The sequence below is a fragment of the Paenibacillus sp. FSL R10-2782 genome (assembly GCF_038592985.1).
In the GTDB taxonomy this organism is placed as follows: Bacteria; Bacillota; Bacilli; order Paenibacillales; family Paenibacillaceae; genus Paenibacillus; species Paenibacillus terrae_C.
The window spans coordinates 2,201,199-2,218,894 of record NZ_CP151951.1 but is presented as its reverse complement, the minus strand read 5'-3'; the positions used below and the strand labels follow the sequence as shown (position 1 = coordinate 2,218,894).

Genomic DNA, 17,696 nt, shown 5'->3' with positions numbered 1-17,696 from the left:
CTAAACCTCCTATGGTAGTTGGACGTCGTACCTTGATTTATTTATTTAATTTTCAAAAGAATACCGCACCCAGTCACTTGACCTCATTATACATGATTAAAATAAGAAAAAACAAGTCATCCTGTTCGTTGCGCATAGGTTTCCCACTGCCGTCTAAAACCATTACTCCCTGTTCAATTATCTTGATACATGGTTAAAAGGTACAGCAAAAAGGGCGCCCTATAAGAACGCCCTCATGCCAGAGTACTTTGTCAAGGCTATAAAAATCCTCCGGATTCTTTACTCCCGGCTACCTTTAACAAGGGTACTCCCCGTATCATTTAACAATTAAAATTCATTTTTCCCGATTAGCGAGCAAATAAGTTCTTAATAAATTCCGCTTCCTCTTCGGTAGGAGGAATAAGCGGCAACCGAACAGAACCTACGGAAACATTCCGTAACTCCAATGCATATTTTACAGCCACCGGATTAGGCAGCGGATGAGGACAGCCGAACAAACCCTTGAAAACCGGAAACAACTGCTGATGCAATTTTGCTGCCTGCTGTGCGTGTCCCCCTACAAGTGCATCAATCATCCGCTTCATTTCTGTGCCTACTACATGACTCGCCACGCTGATAATACCATAAGCTCCTACAGCCATAGCAGGCAACCCAGAAGCGTCATCCCCCGAATAAATGAAGAACCCTTCCGGAGCTGCGGCTGCAATCTGTGTGACCTGCGCCAGCGACGCGCATTCTTTGGTTCCTACAATGTTAGGGATTTGAGCAAGACGCAGCGTCGTTTCCACGGTCAGGCTGGCTGCGGTACGGCTTGGTACATTATACAATATGGCTGGAAGAGATGTGGAATTTGCAATACTTTCAAAATGCCGATACATCCCTTCCTGATTCGGTTTATTGTAATAGGGCACTACTAGCAAAACACCGTCTACCCCCGCCTGTTCCGCAGCACGGGTCAGATCAATGGAGTGACGTGTATTGTTGCTACCGGTACCGGCAATGATTTTACATCGTCCGGCTGCTTTTTCTACAGTAAATGCAAACAACTTGATTTTTTCATCATCGCTCAGGGTAGGAGACTCGCCCGTCGTTCCTGATACGACAAGAGACTCCGACTGTTGTTCTTCTATTAAATAATCAATCAACGAGGACAATGCAGTCCAGTCAATCTCTCCTTGCTGATCAAAAGGTGTCACCATTGCGGTAATCAGTCTGCCGAAGTTCATCATGCTGCCTCCTTTTTTTGCAAGTCCGAGCACGGACATTGCGCCTATTGATGGAGTTCAAATTTATTATGCAATGCGCGTACAGCCTGCACCATATCTTCTTTTTTAACGAGTACCCAAATCGTCGTGTTGGAATCTGCCGATTGAAGAATCTGTACGTCTGATTCTGCCAATGCCTCTACAATCGTCGCCATAATGCCAGGTACCCCATTGATACCGCCGCCTATGACGGATACTTTAGCGCACCCTGCCAAAATTTTAGGCTCCAAGCCCAGACCGTTCAATACTTCAACCGCTTTGCTTCCATCAGCATCGAACACGGTATAAACCGCCCCGGATGGAGTAACATTAATAAAATCGACGCTGATTCCATGCTCAGCCATGGATTTGAATACTTGTAATTGCAAATGCTCCGAGCCTGGCTTTAATTCTACGGTAATTTGTGTGACGTTGCCGACATACGCAATACCGGTCACGAAACGGTCAACGATGTCTGCCTGTACGTCCTTAAAGCCCTCCGGATGGGTGACCAGCGTTCCTTCCCCTTCGGAAAAGGTAGAGCGAACCCGAACCGGAATATTCGCCTGCATGGCAATTTCAACAGCACGGGGGTGGATAACCTTAGCCCCCTGATGAGCCAAATTACAAATCTCCGTATAGCTGACATGGGCAAGCGGTTTTGCATTTTCCACGATGCGCGGATCGGCGGTCAAGATGCCGTTCACATCCGTATAAATGTCTACCATGTCCGCTTGTAGAGCGGCACCCAGAGCGGTAGCGGAAGTATCGCTGCCTCCACGACCCAAGGTAGTCATGTCACCGTTTACAGCCTGACCCTGGAAGCCTGTCACAATGACGACACGGCCCTGGTTCAGCTCTTCCACGATACGGTCTGGCTTTATATCCAAAATACGAGCATTGCCGTATTGATCATCCGTAATAAAGCCCGCCTGTGCCCCAGTCAGCACCGTAGCAGGAATACCTTCATTTTCCATCAGGCTGCATAATGTAGCGGCAGAAATGATTTCACCACAGCACAGCAGTAAATCCCGTTCGCGCTTAGGAAGACTGTCGCCGTTAGACGCCGCCCAATCGAGCAGCGTGTCCGTGGCATAAGGCTCTCCTTTCCGCCCCATGGCCGACACAACGACAACCAGTTGAAAATTTTGTTTCAGCTCTCGCTTCACATGTCCCAGCACTAGTTGACGCGCTTCGGGTGTGGACAGCGAGGTTCCCCCAAATTTCTGTACTAAAATACTCATCGCTCTTCCCCCATCTTACTCCCTACTTCAGGAACGTTATTCCGCATTTGCAGCAATAATCTCCGCGATTTGCACTGCGTTCCATGCCGCTCCCTTGAGCAGGTTGTCGGATACGACCCACAGATTCAATCCACGGCTGTTGCCCAAATCACGACGTACACGTCCAACGAATACATCAGGTTTCCCTGCAGCTTCGGATGCCAGCGGATAGAGCTGCGCAGCAGGATCGTCTACCAGGGTTACTCCCGGTGCCGAAGAAAGTAGATTGCGGATTTCTTCCAAATCATAATCTTTTTTAAGCTCTACATAGACGGATTCCGAGTGTCCGTATACGACAGGAATACGTACACACGTTGCTGTTACGTCCACGGATTCATCATCCAATATTTTTTTCGTTTCACGTACCATTTTCATTTCTTCCAGTGTATAGCCGTTGTCCTGGAATTTGTCGATTTGCGGGATAGCATTGAAAGCGATTTGATGCTTCACCGGCAATGAGCCGACTGGCAGCAGATCAGGCTGAACTTCTTCACCGTTAAGGATAGCTGCACTTTGACGATTCAGTTCATCAATGGCACGGCTTCCAGCCCCGGACACCGCTTGATATGTGGATACGATGATACGGGAAATGCCATACTGATCATATAATGGTTTCAAAGCAGCTACCATCTGGATAGTGGAACAGTTCGGGTTGGCAATAATCCCTTGATGCTTGGCAATTTTGTCGCTGTTCACCTCAGGAACGACAAGAGGAGCTGTAGGATCCATCCGGAAGGCGTTTGTGTTGTCAATGCATACTGCGCCATGACGAACAGCATGTGGTGCCAGTTCCTTACTTACGTCTCCGCCTGCGCTGAACAAGGCAATGTCGATTCCTTCAAAGCTGTCGGGGGTTGCAATCTCTACTGGAATTTGCTGACCTTTAAAGCTAATTAAAGTGCCGGCAGAACGAGGCGAAGAAAGAAATTTAATTTTATCTACAGGAAAATCTCGTTTTTCCAGCAGATTTACGATTTGTTCTCCTACGGCGCCTGTGGCTCCAACGACAGCTACATTAAACTTTCTATTGCTCATCTGGTGTATCTCCCCTTCTCGACTAAAAAACCATTTTTTTATTCTGAAAGCATCCACCGCCAACAAGAAATTAGACCCGATGCATCATCGAATCATCTTCTAGGCGAGGGATGCTCAGCAGTTAACTATAGTACTTCATGGAGTCTTGCGTTCCACAATCATCGGTTGAAGCTGTTTGCCCTGCATAGCAGCATAAGCGGCTTCCGGAATCAGCTCCATGTCAGCCACAAGTGAATTGGGCTTTTTGACTGGATTGTCCTGTCCGAACGGCACAAAAAATATATTTTTGGCTACCAGTAACTTGGCGATATTCGCAGCATTCAAACCAAGTCCATCATTGGTTGATATGGCCAAAAGAAGTGGACGACCGTTGCGCAATTGCGCCTTGGCGGCCATCAGAACCGGACTATCTGTCATGGCGTTCGCCAGCTTGCTCATCGAATTCCCCGTCAAAGGTGCAATCACCAGTACATCGAGTATTTGGGAAGGACCCAGTGGCTCAGCCTCTACAATTGTAGAAATGATATCATTCCCTGTTATATCTTTCAACTGTTTTTGCCAACTTTGCGAAGTACCGAAGCGGGTATCCGTTGTTAATACCGTATTGGATATAATGGGAACGACCTTCGCGCCCTCGTCAACAAAACGCTGTATAACAGGCATAACCTCTTCAAATGTGCAGTGTGAACCTGTAATTGCATAACCTACCGTTTTCCCTTGCCAACTCATTACGCATCACCCCGATCAGGATTATCTTCCATTAACAACTGCACCAACGTATTCGCTATAATGGCACCAGCAGTTTTGGGAGCGACAATACCGGGAAGGCCGGGGGCGAGCATGGCCGTGATTCCACGCTTTTCCGCAAAACGGAAATCACATCCACCCGGGGCGGAAGCAAGGTCAATAATCACGGTAGCCTGTTGCAATTTAGACAAGATTTGCGCTGTGATAATCATAGAGGGTATCGTATTAAAAATCAAGTCAACTCCCTGAGTCTCATCCGCCAAATCCCTTGTCATAAAAGGCTTCCAGCCCATTTCCACCGCTCTCGCCGCATCCTCTGCCCTACGTACCCCGACCTTCACTCTGGCTCCCAATCCTTGTAGCGCCCTTGCCATGGTAAATCCAGTCCGTCCCATGCCCAGAACCATACAATTTGCACCATGAATCGTAAAATCCGTATGCTGAATCGCCATCATCAGTGCGCCTTCCGCCGTAGGTATCGAGTTATATATGGCCACATCGTCTCTTTCCAGCAATTCCACCAGCCTTAAATCATGTCTGGAACAAATTTCTTTTAAGTACGTCCGCGCCATCCCCGTATATACGACGCAGTGCGGTGGAAGAGCAGCAGCGTGCTCATTCAGAAACTGAAGCTTTTGCGATCCAAAAAGTGCATTCACATTGCCTCCCTCATCGCACCCCACAACTGGCAGCACAAGTGCATCTGCCGATTCCAGCAGCTTGACAGACAACGACTCCCGCGATGCTCCTCTAAGCGGCTCTTCAAGCTGGTCATAGCCGACCACGCTGACGGTAGCATCCATGTCTACACATTTTCGAATTACCTCAAGCTGCCTCGCATCACCACCCAATACAACGATGCGTATTCCTGTTAGCATCCGGATCACTCCTTTCCGAGACACGATATGCTTTTAGTCTATGCAGCCACCCATAGATAGGTGAAGAAACACAAAAAAACCGCCCCTTTTTGGGACGGCTTTCATGTGTATCCATATTCATATGCTATTCATGCTCTAGCTTAAAATCGACAATTCAGTTACATTCTCCAAAATGCCGATTCAAGCCGTGACATTCAGTCGTTTGAAGAAAACTGTAGACTCAGCGTCCTGTATGACCGAAGCCTCCAGCACCACGCACTGTTTCAGACAAACGGTCTACCTTCTTCAACTCTACCTCAGGTACAGTCTGAAATACCATTTGTGCAATTCGCTCATTACGTGTAATGGTGAAAGGTTCCTCGCCCAAATTGATAAGCAATACCTTAATCTCCCCACGATAATCCGCATCAATGGTGCCTGGTGTGTTAAGACAGGTAATACCATGCTTGAGAGCCAGCCCGCTGCGCGGACGGATTTGTGCCTCCAGCCCTGCCGGCATCGCTATAGCCAATCCGGTTGGAACAAGACAACGCTTGCCGGGTTCCAACACTAAGCCTTCCTGTACCGCAGCATACAGGTCAAACCCGGATGCAAGCTCTGACATTTTACGGGGCAGCTCAATATCCTCATTGCCCTCTAACCTGTTAATCTCCACGTAAGTTAACAAAACAGTCCCTCCTCATGTCCTTAACCGCTGAATCACTCGCTCCGACCATCGACAGGGCAAACGGCTCTGAGAACATCCGGTCCAGTACCTTGTTCACATCATCAGCTGTCACTTGCTCAATGTGTTCGATCATTTGATCCAGCGTGTAATGCTGACCTAGCATCAACTCATTTTTCCCAAGACGATTCATCCGACTTCCTGTGCCCTCAAGGCTTAATATCAGGCTTCCTTTTAACTGCTCCTTGCCTTTACGAAGCTCGTTATCATCCAGTCCCTTGACAGCCACATCCTGCAACAGCTCAAGTGTCAGATCCAGCACGTCCTTCGTTTGCTTGGGAGCCGTACCGGCATAAATGGTGAACATACCACTGTCCGCATGAGAGCTATGGTAGGAATAGACCGAATAAGCCAGCCCACGCTTCTCCCGAATTTCCTGAAACAGACGTGAGCTCATACCGCCGCCGATCGCGTTGTTCAGCAATACCATAGCATACTGGAGATCGTCACCCGTTGCAAATCCAGGCAGGGACAAGCAAATATGATTCTGTTCCGTTGCCTTTTCATGATACAGCAGTTCACCGTTAAACGCAGGAACCGTCAGGGGCGAAGCAGTTCCATGGTTATCAAAGTGCCCAAAGTGACGCTCCAGTAGCTCTACCAGACTATCATCAATATTACCAGCCACACTGATGACCGTATTGTCGATTGTATAGTGTTCTTTCATATAATTGCTGAGATGGGAGCTGTCCATAGCTAATAAATGCTTTTCGGTACCGAGAATGGGGTAAGCCAGCGGATGGTCGCCATAGGCGGCCCGTGATAAGAGATCATGCACCATATCGTCCGGTGTGTCCTCGTACATGGAGATTTCCTCCAGGATCACGTTTTTTTCTTTTGCCAGCTCTTCATGATCTAATTTAGAATTAAAAAACATATCGGACAGTACATCAACCGCAATCGGCAGATGCTCATCCAGTACTTTTGCATAATAGCACGTATATTCCTTCGAAGTGAATGCATTAACATTCCCTCCAATGGCGTCAAATTGCTCGGCAATTTCCTTCGCGTCGAAACGCTCTGTTCCTTTGAAAAGCATGTGTTCAATAAAATGGGAAATACCGCTATTGTCCGGGGTTTCATTTCGAGAGCCGGTTTTAACCCAGATGCCGAAAGAAACGGAACGCACGGTTGGAATTTTTTCAATGACCACTCTTAGGCCGTTTTTGAGTTGAATTCTTTCCACGATTGGCCCTCCTAAACTGAATTGCAAACTTTGCCATAATGTTCAATCCTAACAGAAAAAAGACGTTCACTCAACCGGAGCAGGTAGCTGCCGATCAGGGGAAAGCGTCTGACTGACGGTTCCGGGCACCAGTCCCTTGCTGCGAATGGCATGAATCATGCCTTTGAGAGCGGCCGATGAAGAATCTGTCGGATGCATCAAAATCAGTGATCCCGATTCGACCTTGCTGCTGATTTTAGCAATTACCGATTCCGGCGAAGGATGTCTCCAGTCCACTGTATCCAGTGTCCACAGCACTGTTTTAAGCCCCAGACCTGCTGCTAGATCAACGGTTTCTTGATTAAAATCGCCCGACGGCGGGGCAAACCAGCTATTTTTCACACCTAAAATTTCCTGAAGAAGCACTTGTGTCTTCTCTATCTCCTGTGTAGCTCTTTCCCTGCTCAGACGACTCATATTCGGATGAGAATAGGCATGGTTTGAAAGCTCATGTCCTCTTTTCTGAATCTCTTTGGCGAGTTCAGGGTTTTTTTTCAGCCAGCTGCCATCGAAAAAAAATGTAGCCTTGACCTTTTCCTGATCCAGCGTATCCAGCATAGGCACGATATACTCATTTCCCCAAGCCACATTGATCATGAAAGAAACCATCGGCTTCTCCGGATTTCCCCGGTAAATCGGGACATTGCCGAGTTGGTTCAAATGTACCTTGGGCGCAAGCTGTCGATACACATATTGTATGGGGCGGTCTGGAGCCGCAATTGCCTTACGATAAGTAGCGTCCAGGTCAACCTCCAAGCCGTTATAGCCAGGAATAGCCTTCCATACACGGTCGATTTTGGCATCAACCGGTTCTCTTCTTTGCCGGGCAGCATCTGATCGCAGTCGCTGCATGAGTGCATTATCAGGTAAAGCTGCAATCGCCATCGTCGTTGCAGCCTCGGGCTCACTCGTTTCCGTGCCGTGTCCGGCTCGTAGTTGACTCACATACTCACGTACCCCGCTAAACTGTCCAATCACCAGCGTAATGACCAGACTAGCTACAACCCACGTTGCTCTCTTTGCCTTTCTCATGATCCCTTCATCCTCCCGCCCGTTTGTCCACATTGTATGCGGGGAGGACAAGAACTATGACGTAGCGGGCCCCTGAAAGCCCACTTCGACACAGCTTGTGCATATGTATGAAAAAAGAGCCAGAAACGCAGCTCTGCCTCTTTCCAAAAGCTTAGACGATGCTATTCAAATCCCGAATGTTCTGTAAAACCAAATATTATCCCTGTTGTAGTAATCTCTGTTGTACGAAGGTACTAGGATTTTGCAGGAGCTTCAGCCGTCAGAACCGCTTTGCGTGACAAATTGACACGGCCTTGTTGATCAATTTCGGTTACTTTCACCGTAATCGTATCTCCAATGGCAACTACATCCTCAACTTTGGCTACACGTTCGGTAGACAGTTGGGAAATATGAACCAGACCGTCCTTGCCCGGTAAAATTTCGACGAATGCACCGAATTTTTCAATCCGCTTCACTGTGCCGATGTAAATCTCTCCGATCACGACTTCTTTCACGATACCTTCAATAATGGAACGCGCCTTTTCATTCATCTCTTGGTTTGTGGAAGCGATGAATACACGACCATCTTGTTCGATATCAATTTTCACGCCGGTTTCTTCGATGATTTTGTTAATGATTTTACCACCCGCACCAATAACATCACGGATTTTATCCGGATTAATGTGCATCGTCATAATTTTCGGCGCATACGGAGACAATTGCTCACGCGGCGTCTGGATGGCTTCCATCATTTTGCTAAGAATGAACAGACGTCCTTCTCTGGCTTGATTGAGCGCGTCCTGCAAAATGTTACGGTCGATACCGTTAATCTTGATATCCATTTGAATAGCAGTTACGCCTTCTGCTGTACCAGCCACTTTAAAGTCCATATCGCCCAGGTGATCTTCCATACCCTGGATATCGGTCAACACGGAAACATGCTCCCCGTCCTTGATCAATCCCATCGCTACACCTGCAACCGGAGCCTTGATCGGTACACCCGCATCCATCATAGCCAGTGTGCTTGCGCAGATACTAGCCTGGGAAGTCGAGCCATTCGATTCCAGCACCTCGGAAACGAGACGAATCGTATATGGAAATTCAGTTTCAGAAGGAATGACTTTGGAAAGCGCACGCTCACCAAGAGCACCATGTCCAATTTCACGACGACCCGGCGCACGCAAAGGACGAGCCTCGCCTACACTGAATGGAGGGAAATTGTAATGATGCATGAAACGCTTCGTTTCTTCCAGATCAATGCCGTCCAAAATTTGCACATCACCCAATGCGCCAAGTGTACAAACGCTAAGCGCTTGCGTTTGACCGCGTGTGAATAAGCCCGAGCCATGCGTACGCGGCAAAATGCTCGTATCGCTTTCGATCGGACGAATCTCGTCAAGCTTACGACCATCGGGACGCACTTTATCATGCGTAATCAGACGACGGACTTCTTCTTTAACGATATCATAGAGAACTTCGCTCACGTCTTTCAAAAGCTCAGGCGTCTCTATGTATTGTGCTTCAAAATGTGCAACCGTCTCTTCGTTGACTGCATCAATCGCCTCTTGACGGGCATGTTTTTCTACAATTTTGACGGCTTCCACCAAACGTTCAGCCGCATAAGCACGAACTTCGCTGTTCACTTTTTCATCGACAGCATGCAGTTTAACCTGCATTTTCTCTTTACCTGCCACTTTAACCAGTTGTTCAATGACTGCCACAATGTTCTTGATCTCGTCATGGCCAAACATGATTGCTTCCAGCATGACTTCTTCCGGAATTTCATTGCCTTCTGCTTCCACCATCATGATGGCGTCTTTGGTTCCGGCTACAACCAGGTACAAATCGCTTGCATTCTGCTGCGCAATATCCGGGTTAATCACGAATTGTCCGTCCACACGGCCTACAGCAACTCCGCCAATCGGTCCGTTAAAAGGTACGTCCGAAATACTAAGCGCTGCCGAGGTTCCGATCATCGCTGCAATTTCCGGCTCACAATCCTGATCGACACTCATCACCAGGTTTAATACCTGTACATCATTCCGGAAGCCTTCCGGAAACAATGGGCGAATCGGACGGTCTGTCAGACGGCTGGACAAAATCGCTTTTTGACTCGGGCGTCCTTCCCGTTTAATAAATCCGCCTGGAATTTTTCCCACAGCATACAATCTTTCTTCATAGTTCACCGTCAGCGGAAAAAAGTCCAAATCTTTCGGCGCATGGGAAGCGGTCACGGTACAGAGAACAACCGTTTCGCCATAGCTTACTTTAACTGCCGCATTGGCCTGTTTCGCAAGGCGTCCTGTTTCCAGCACCAGCTTTCTTCCGCCGAGCTGCATTTCTACACGTTGCTCCATGGTATCCCTCCATTTCATTCCATTGTAAAAGTTCTATACATATCCAGTATTTCCTGCGCGGGCCTAATTCATAAGAAGACCTATGCATTATAAGCACCAGAACCTTACTAGACTCGCACTTCTAAAGGATCTGCACGTCAAAAAAATTCCTTACTTCAAAAAAGAACCCGGCTGCTGTCCGCCGTCGCCTTAGCAGGGACAAGCGGTGAACAACCAGGCTTCTTTTCTCATTACATGTCTGAAAATTAACGACGCAGTCCGAGACGCTCGATCAACGCACTGTAACGTCTAACATCAGTCTTCTTCAGGTAAGCCAAAAGTTTACGACGCTGACCGACCATTTTCAACAACCCGCGGCGGGAGTGATGGTCTTTCTTATGCGAACGAAAGTGGCTTTGCAAGTTAACGATGTTTTCAGTAAGGATAGCGATTTGTACCTCTGCAGATCCTGTATCGGATTCATGAGTTTTGTACTCCTCGATCAATTGCTGTTTACGCTCTTGAGTCAATGCCATCCTGTTCACCTCCTTCATTATAATCGCCATTAACCTCGTAGCCGCTGGTGAAAGCGGACAACCAAGCCAAGGTTCATCGTTGTTTACACAACATAAGTCAGTATAACACAGCGCCTGTCTTATGTAAATAAATTAGCCTAACAGCTTTTTAGCCGTTTGTACGTCATTGCCAATTTGGGTAATCAGCTCGTCCACCGAAGAGAATTTGCGTTCAGGACGGATGTAATGATGAAGCTCAACCAGCACAGGTTCGCCATAAATCTGCTGGTCAAAATCAAACAGATGAACCTCAAACGACGGATTCAGCACACCTTCATGAAAAGTAGGCTTAACCCCTACATTCATTACCCCGCTTCTCCAACGCTCACCCACCAGTGCCCGTACGGCATATACGCCCTTGACTGGAATTACGTAAGTATCATCCAGCTTGAGATTGGCTGTTGGGAAGCCGATGGTGCGCCCACGCTTCTCTCCATCCATTACGGTGCCCCGAATGTGGTAAGATCGTCCCAGCCAGCGAGAGGCATGCGTTAAATCCCCTGTCTGCAAGGCACGGCGGATGCTGGAGCTGCTCACTTTTTCCCCATCCAGCTCAAATGACGGTACGGTGTGGACGGACATACGTTCTCCTCCCAGTTCCCGAAGTGTATGCTCATGTCCGGCTCCCCGGTAGCCAAACCGGAAATCAAAGCCCACCACCGCCGTTTGAATCTGCAGTGGAAGCAAGATGTCCGTGATGAACGCCTCAGGGCTGACTTTGGAAAAGTCCTCGTCAAATCTCAAAATATAAAGCACGTCCACACCCATATCAGCTAAAATATCCTGCTTGTCCACAAGCGGGGTCAAATAGCCTTCATAGTCTCCTTTTTTCATGACTTCCTTCGGGTGAGGATGAAATGTCATAACAGATACCGGCAATTTCTGCTCCCGAGCCAGCTCGACAGCCTTGCGTATGACACTTGCGTGTCCGAGATGAAGACCGTCGAACTGACCGATCGCCGTGACCTGTGAACGTCCCCATTGGTGCAGAAGCTCATCGCTCAATGGATAAGATAACGATACGGTAATCATATTATTTCACCTGCATTTCACATCATTTGACTAACTTCGTCAAAATTATAGCACAATTCAAGGTAAAAAAACTTTAATTGGCGCGATAGCCCCTGATTCATCCCGTCCATATACGCCCAAAAACGTTCGATCCTCTTTATACAACCGGAAGGGCTGGCTGTCCGTCACAGGGGGAGAAATCATGCTCAGCGACAAGCGCTGACCTTGGAGAGCGGCAGCTGCCTTCACTTCGGCCACTGTATGATCAGGCATATAGTCAATGGCCTCATCAGTGGCAATAAGCCGCTCACCCAGGCTGCCATCCGCTACGTAGCGTTCAATTTCTTCGAATGTTAAACAACGATTGGCAGGAATCCCCGCAGACATGGTTCGTTCCAGCTTGGCCATCGTCGAAGGATATCCCAATTTGCGGCCGATATCGACGCAGAGCGTACGGATATAAGTTCCTTTAGAGCATAATGCACGAAAAGAAATATCCACATGGGATCCCGTCTCCGCGAATCCCGTCATTTCCAGCTCGTAAATGGTCACTTCACGGCTTTTACGCTCCACGGTTTTGCCTTCTCGGGCCAGCTCATATAGACGTTTGCCTTCCACTTTGAGGGCCGAGTACATTGGCGGCACTTGGGAAATCGTACCGACAAAACGCTCCAGAACCGCTTTGGCTTCCTCTTCTGTGACCTCTACCGGACGGTCACACTCTTCGGTAATCGTCCCCGTAAGGTCCTCCGTATCCGTGGCAAGTCCCAAGCGTAACGTTGCATGGTATTCCTTAGGTAGCTCCTGCATGTATTCAACTACCCGGGTAGCACGTCCCAGACACAACGGCAGCACGCCCGTCACCTGAGGATCAAGTGTTCCGGTATGTCCGATTCGCTTCATTCCCAGCAAACGGCGAGCCTTGGCCACCACATCATGAGAGGTGAATCCAGCGGGTTTGTAGACGGGTAGCACGCCTTCCCAATTTGCTTGTTCCTGCTTTATCGGTTTCATAGCTCGGCCATCACCCGCCCTACAACGACCTCGATAATATCCTCCAGCTTACCCTCCAGACGACAACCTGCAGCACGTACGTGTCCCCCGCCCCCAAATGATTGGGCAAGCGCAGCTACGTTAACGTTACCTGCCGATCTCAGACTGGCTTTGACCGCTTGATCACTAATCACTTTAAAGAAAATGCCTACTTCAACGCCACAAATATTTCTCGGATAATTGACGATACCTTCCAAATCCTCATTAACAGCTCCGCATTCCTTCATATCGTCAGGAGTTACAACCACCCAGGCGATTTTACCATCCTCCGAAATCTTGAGCGTTTGCAATGCTTTAGTCAGCACCTTCATTTGCGGGAAGGTCATTTCTTCCAGCAGACTCTCCGATAGATAGGGACCGTCTACCCCATAGGCAAGCAGCTGTGACACCGTAGACATGACCTTAGGAGAAGTATTCGAATACCTGAACCCTCCTGTGTCCGTCAGCAGTCCGGTATATACAGCCGTCGCCACTTCAACATCCCATTTGATCGCAAACTTTTCCAGTAAATCAAAAAGAATTTCTGCCGTTGCCGCAGCATCCGACTTAATTACATTAACCGTGCCATACGCATCATTCGTCGGATGATGATCAATATTCAAAATGATGGCATCTTCCGCAAAAAACTGATCTGTCAGACCAACACGACGGAAATCTGCACAATCTACACAAATAATCCGGTTGTATTTCCGTTCCGGCGGTTGCTGGCTCATATCCATAATCTCATCGGCATGCCATAAAAAATCCATGCGTTTGGGAATAGGCCCCTCATTCAGCATGGTAAATTTCTTCCCCAGACATGAGAGAAGCCAGCCCACCGTTACGGTGGAGCTGACTGCGTCTCCGTCCGGCTGTACATGCGATACGATCAGGTAATCATCATGCTCCAGAATAAATTCCTTCGCTTGTTGAAGCGCCTGTTCATAGGTATGCATTGCCGTCTCCTTTACATTCAGTTCATGGTTCCTTCGGATAAACAAGCTCTTGCTATTTTTCATCCTTGTCGATATCACTTAGCAGCTTTTCAATCCGGCTGCCATAAGCGATAGATTCGTCAATTTTGAAAATCAGCTCAGGAATATGGCGAAGCCGTATCCGTTTGCCAAGTTCGGAACGAAGATAACCGTTCGCTTTGTCCAATGCTTTCAGGGAAGAAGTTTTTTGCTCTTCATCCCCAAGCACGCTCAAGTATATTTTCGCTTGGGACAAATCGTTTGTCAGATCAACACCCGTTACCGTAATAAAACCGATACGGGGATCTTTTAATTCGGTCTGTATGAGTTGGCTCAGCTCTTTTTTAATCTGCTCGCCAACCCGACCAGTACGTATTTTAGCCATGGATGCTCACCTCTCTGCCGTTAGCGCTCCACTGTTTCCATGACGAACGCTTCAATAATGTCGAGTTCCTTAACATCATTATAGCCATCAAGGGTAATACCACATTCGTAACCTTGGGCAACTTCTTTTGCGTCGTCCTTAAAGCGTTTCAGTGAGTCGATTTTACCTTCAAAAATAACAATGCCATCACGTATCAGGCGTGCTTCTGCTGAACGGGCAATTTTACCGGACGTCACCATACAACCGGCAATCGTACCGACCTTAGTTACTTTAAACACGTTACGAACTTCAGCATGCCCAATCACATTTTCTTTATATTCAGGATCCAGCATGCCTTTCATGGCTTGCTCGATTTCTTCAATGACATTGTAAATGACGCGGTGCAGACGAATGTCCACTTTTTCTGCTTCAGCTGTAGATTTCGCCTGATTATCTGGACGAACGTTAAAACCAATCACAATGGCATTGGAAGCTGCAGCCAAAATAATATCGGATTCGGTAATTGCACCTGCACCGCTGTGAAGAATTTTAACGCGTACACCTTCAACTTCAATCTTGTTCAAGGAGCCTTTCAGCGCTTCGACGGAACCTTGCACATCACCTTTGATAATGACGTTCAGATCTTTCATCTCGCCATCCTTGATGTGCTGGAACAGGTCATCCAGCGTTACACGGGTGTTGCTGCCCAGATCGGACTGACGTTGCGTAATCGCACGTCTGTCAGCGATAGCACGAGCTTTGCGCTCATCCTCGAACACCATGAACGGATCGCCAGCAAGTGGCACTTCTGTCAAACCAGTGATTTCAACCGGTGTGGAAGGACCCGCTTCCTTGAGGCGACGACCTTTGTCATTGACCATGGCACGTACACGTCCGAAACAGTTACCTGCTACGAAAGCATCGCCGACTTTCAGTGTACCATTCTGAACGAGGATACGGGCTACGGAACCGCGGCCTTTATCCAGCTCAGCCTCGATGATCGTACCACGTGCCCGTTTGTCAGGGTTCGCTTTGTACTCATTCACTTCAGCTACGAGCAGAATCATTTCGAGCAGATCTTCAAGACCCATTCTCTGTTTCGCAGAAACGTTAACGAAAATCGTATCGCCGCCCCACTCTTCAGGAACCAATTCATACTCAGTCAGTTCTTGCTTTACTTTATCCGGATTAGCATCTGGTTTGTCGATTTTATTCACAGCCACGATGATCGGCAGACCAGCTGCCTTCGCATGGTTAATAGCTTCAACTGTCTGTGGCATAACCCCGTCGTCAGCTGCAACAACAATGATCGTCATATCTGTAACTTGAGCACCACGAGCACGCATAGCCGTAAACGCTTCGTGACCTGGTGTATCCAGGAAAGTAATTTTCTTATTGTTGATTTCAACTTGGTACGCACCGATATGCTGTGTAATACCACCAGCTTCGCCACCCGTTACATTAGTGGAGCGAATAGCATCCAGCAAAGTTGTTTTACCATGATCGACGTGACCCATAATGGTAACAACAGGTGGACGTGCTTTCAAGAGATCTGGATCATCGTTTTCTTCGACTGTTTCAAAACGATCCTCTTCGACCGGAATTTTCACTTCTACTTCTACACCGAAATCTCCGGCAAGTAGCAGGATAGTATCCATATCCAGCTCCTGGTTAATAGTCGCCATCGTTCCGAGCGTGATCAGCTTTTTGATAACTTCCGATGCATCCTTGTGGAGAAGCTTCGCTGTTTCGCCTACTGTCATCTCACCACGCACAATGATTTTCTTAGGCGTGTTGTCGATTTTCTCACGGCGCTCCTGTTGTTGACCTCTGCCACGATTGTTGAATTTTCCACCACGATTGCTACCGCCGCGGTTATTGCCACCACGACCACCGTTACCGCCACGTCCTCCGCCTTGACGATTATCGTCAAAACGACCTTGACCAGAACGGTTACCACCGTTATTGGAGTTGCTGCCTGTACGGTTGCCACCACCGCTACGGTTTGCATTACTACTTCCCGTGGATGAAGCCGTTCTTACTGCCGTACCACCTTGACTGTTCCCTTGTGGACGTGAGTTGGTGCTTTGGCTACCTTGAGGACGTGAACCCGTGTTAGTGCTTGGGCGCTGTTGACCTCCCTGTTGCTGGCCGCCGCTACGGCTCTGGCTGCTGCCTTGCTGTCCACTTGGTCTGCTTGTACTCTGTTGACTGCGGTTTTGACCGCCCTGCTGACTGCCTTGCGCTTTTGGAGCGCTGCTTCGGTTACTGTTTTGGTTGTTGTTTGTCCTATTCATACTTACCTGCTTTTCCTGTTGATTTTTGGTTTGCTCAGTTGAATGATTACTGTTTTGACCTGAACTGGTCTGACTTGAACCGGCCTGATTCGAGCTTACTTGCGCCATGTCTGCTCCACCTTGCTTGGCCGCAGCATTGGATTTAATATCCTTAAAAAACTTTTCCACTTTACCCACAGCGTCGTGTTCCATGACGCTCATATGGTTGTTCACGGGAATATCCAGCCGTTTAAGAATGGTGATAATTTCTTTGCTGCTCATGTTCAACGATTTGGCGTATTCGTATACCCGCACTTTGTCTTTGCTTTCTTGTTTACTCAATATACTCCACCTCCGACATTATCCCCGCATGTTTCTTGATCAATTGCGCGAATCCTTGATCCGTCACAGCCAGCACAACCCGTTCAGGCTTGCCGATGCTGCTTCCCAAGCTTTCCCGGTCAAATCCTATCAATAAGGGGATTTTGTACGTCCCGCATTTGTCGCGGAATTTCTTTTGAGTATTCATTGAAGCATCTTTCGCAAGAATGACCAGCTTGGCTTCTGAAGACCTGATCGCTTTAAAAACGATCTCATCACCTGTTAGCAACTTGCCAGCTCTCATGGCAAGGCCCAATCCAGACAGCGCCTTATTCATCCTGCACGCTGCCTTGTGCCGCCAGGAATTCTTCCTCGACGGCAGCAAAATCACGACTGAGCTGCTCATAAATATCAGGATGAACCGAGTGCTTCAATGCCCGATCCAGTGCCTTGCTTTTTTGAGCAAGCTTGAAGCAGGCGGCTTTGCCGCACAAGTAAGCGCCGCGTCCCGACTTTTTGCCAGTCAAGTCAATCAGCACTTCGTCTTCAGGGGTTTTGACGACACGGATCAACTGCTTCTTAGGCATCATTTCATGACAGGCCACACACTTTCGTAAAGGTATCTTTCTCTGTTTCATGCATTAATCCCCCTACACTCCG

General features: G+C 48.1%; 17 protein-coding genes. All 17 read right to left on the bottom strand.

All coding sequences use genetic code 11. From position 1 onward, the window contains the following. Positions 1–347: 347 nt before the first annotated feature. Positions 348–1,229 (bottom strand): 4-hydroxy-tetrahydrodipicolinate synthase, encoded by an 882-nt coding sequence (gene dapA / locus NST83_RS10370; protein ID WP_342417513.1) that lies wholly within the window; start codon positions 1,227–1,229, stop codon positions 348–350. A gap of 41 nt (positions 1,230–1,270) precedes the next feature. Continuing rightward, a complete protein-coding gene (gene dapG, locus NST83_RS10365; protein ID WP_342417512.1) occupies positions 1,271–2,488 on the bottom strand; it encodes an aspartate kinase in 1,218 nt (405 codons plus the stop codon). Positions 2,489–2,524: 36 nt separating this feature from the next. Next, positions 2,525–3,562, bottom strand: a complete 1,038-nt coding sequence (locus tag NST83_RS10360) for an aspartate-semialdehyde dehydrogenase (protein ID WP_137062762.1) — start codon at positions 3,560–3,562, stop codon at positions 2,525–2,527. Positions 3,563–3,697: 135 nt separating this feature from the next. Beyond that, the gene (locus NST83_RS10355) at positions 3,698–4,291 is read right to left on the bottom strand and encodes a dipicolinate synthase subunit B (RefSeq protein WP_044644831.1); all 594 of its coding nucleotides are present in this window, start codon (positions 4,289–4,291) and stop codon (positions 3,698–3,700) included. Continuing rightward, positions 4,291–5,187: a dipicolinate synthase subunit DpsA gene (gene dpsA, locus NST83_RS10350; protein WP_342417511.1), complete on the bottom strand. Its 897-nt coding sequence runs from the start codon at positions 5,185–5,187 to the stop codon at positions 4,291–4,293. The genes NST83_RS10355 and dpsA overlap by 1 nt, the downstream gene beginning before the upstream one ends. Before the next feature lie 220 nt (positions 5,188–5,407). Next, on the bottom strand, positions 5,408–5,854 hold the full coding sequence (gene dut / locus NST83_RS10345) for a dUTP diphosphatase (protein WP_137062760.1): 447 nt from the start codon (positions 5,852–5,854) through the stop codon (positions 5,408–5,410). Continuing rightward, entirely contained in the window at positions 5,832–7,097 is a 1,266-nt protein-coding gene (locus tag NST83_RS10340; protein ID WP_342417510.1) for a pitrilysin family protein, read from the bottom strand. Before NST83_RS10340 ends, dut begins: the two co-directional genes overlap by 23 nt. Positions 7,098–7,163: 66 nt before the next feature. Further along, positions 7,164–8,168 (bottom strand): polysaccharide deacetylase family protein, encoded by a 1,005-nt coding sequence (locus tag NST83_RS10335; protein ID WP_342417509.1) that lies wholly within the window; start codon positions 8,166–8,168, stop codon positions 7,164–7,166. A 233-nt stretch (positions 8,169–8,401) separates the two neighbouring features. Continuing rightward, positions 8,402–10,504: a polyribonucleotide nucleotidyltransferase gene (gene pnp / locus NST83_RS10330; protein ID WP_137062758.1), complete on the bottom strand. Its 2,103-nt coding sequence runs from the start codon at positions 10,502–10,504 to the stop codon at positions 8,402–8,404. Between the two features lie 245 nt (positions 10,505–10,749). Next, positions 10,750–11,019, bottom strand: a complete 270-nt coding sequence (gene rpsO, locus NST83_RS10325; RefSeq protein WP_014281126.1) for a 30S ribosomal protein S15 — start codon at positions 11,017–11,019, stop codon at positions 10,750–10,752. Between the two features lie 132 nt (positions 11,020–11,151). Next, positions 11,152–12,090, bottom strand: a complete 939-nt coding sequence (locus NST83_RS10320; protein ID WP_137062757.1) for a bifunctional riboflavin kinase/FAD synthetase — start codon at positions 12,088–12,090, stop codon at positions 11,152–11,154. A 57-nt stretch (positions 12,091–12,147) separates the two neighbouring features. Then, positions 12,148–13,083 carry a tRNA pseudouridine(55) synthase TruB gene (gene truB, locus NST83_RS10315; RefSeq protein ID WP_137062756.1) on the bottom strand — a complete coding sequence of 312 codons (936 nt, stop codon included), beginning with the start codon at positions 13,081–13,083 and terminating at the stop codon, positions 12,148–12,150. Then, on the bottom strand, positions 13,080–14,057 hold the full coding sequence (locus NST83_RS10310; RefSeq protein WP_342417508.1) for a bifunctional oligoribonuclease/PAP phosphatase NrnA: 978 nt from the start codon (positions 14,055–14,057) through the stop codon (positions 13,080–13,082). Before NST83_RS10310 ends, truB begins: the two co-directional genes overlap by 4 nt. A 52-nt stretch (positions 14,058–14,109) precedes the next feature. After that, on the bottom strand, positions 14,110–14,460 hold the full coding sequence (rbfA, locus tag NST83_RS10305) for a 30S ribosome-binding factor RbfA (RefSeq protein WP_014281122.1): 351 nt from the start codon (positions 14,458–14,460) through the stop codon (positions 14,110–14,112). 20 nt (positions 14,461–14,480) lie between these two features. Then, positions 14,481–17,057, bottom strand: coding sequence for a translation initiation factor IF-2 (gene infB / locus NST83_RS10300; RefSeq protein WP_342417507.1), 2,577 nt, complete (start codon positions 17,055–17,057; stop codon positions 14,481–14,483). Then, the gene (locus tag NST83_RS10295) at positions 17,050–17,373 is read right to left on the bottom strand and encodes a ribosomal L7Ae/L30e/S12e/Gadd45 family protein (RefSeq protein ID WP_137062753.1); all 324 of its coding nucleotides are present in this window, start codon (positions 17,371–17,373) and stop codon (positions 17,050–17,052) included. The genes infB and NST83_RS10295 overlap by 8 nt, the downstream gene beginning before the upstream one ends. After that, the gene (locus tag NST83_RS10290) at positions 17,366–17,674 is read right to left on the bottom strand and encodes a YlxR family protein (RefSeq protein WP_007430067.1); all 309 of its coding nucleotides are present in this window, start codon (positions 17,672–17,674) and stop codon (positions 17,366–17,368) included. The genes NST83_RS10295 and NST83_RS10290 overlap by 8 nt, the downstream gene beginning before the upstream one ends. Positions 17,675–17,696 lie beyond the last annotated feature (22 nt).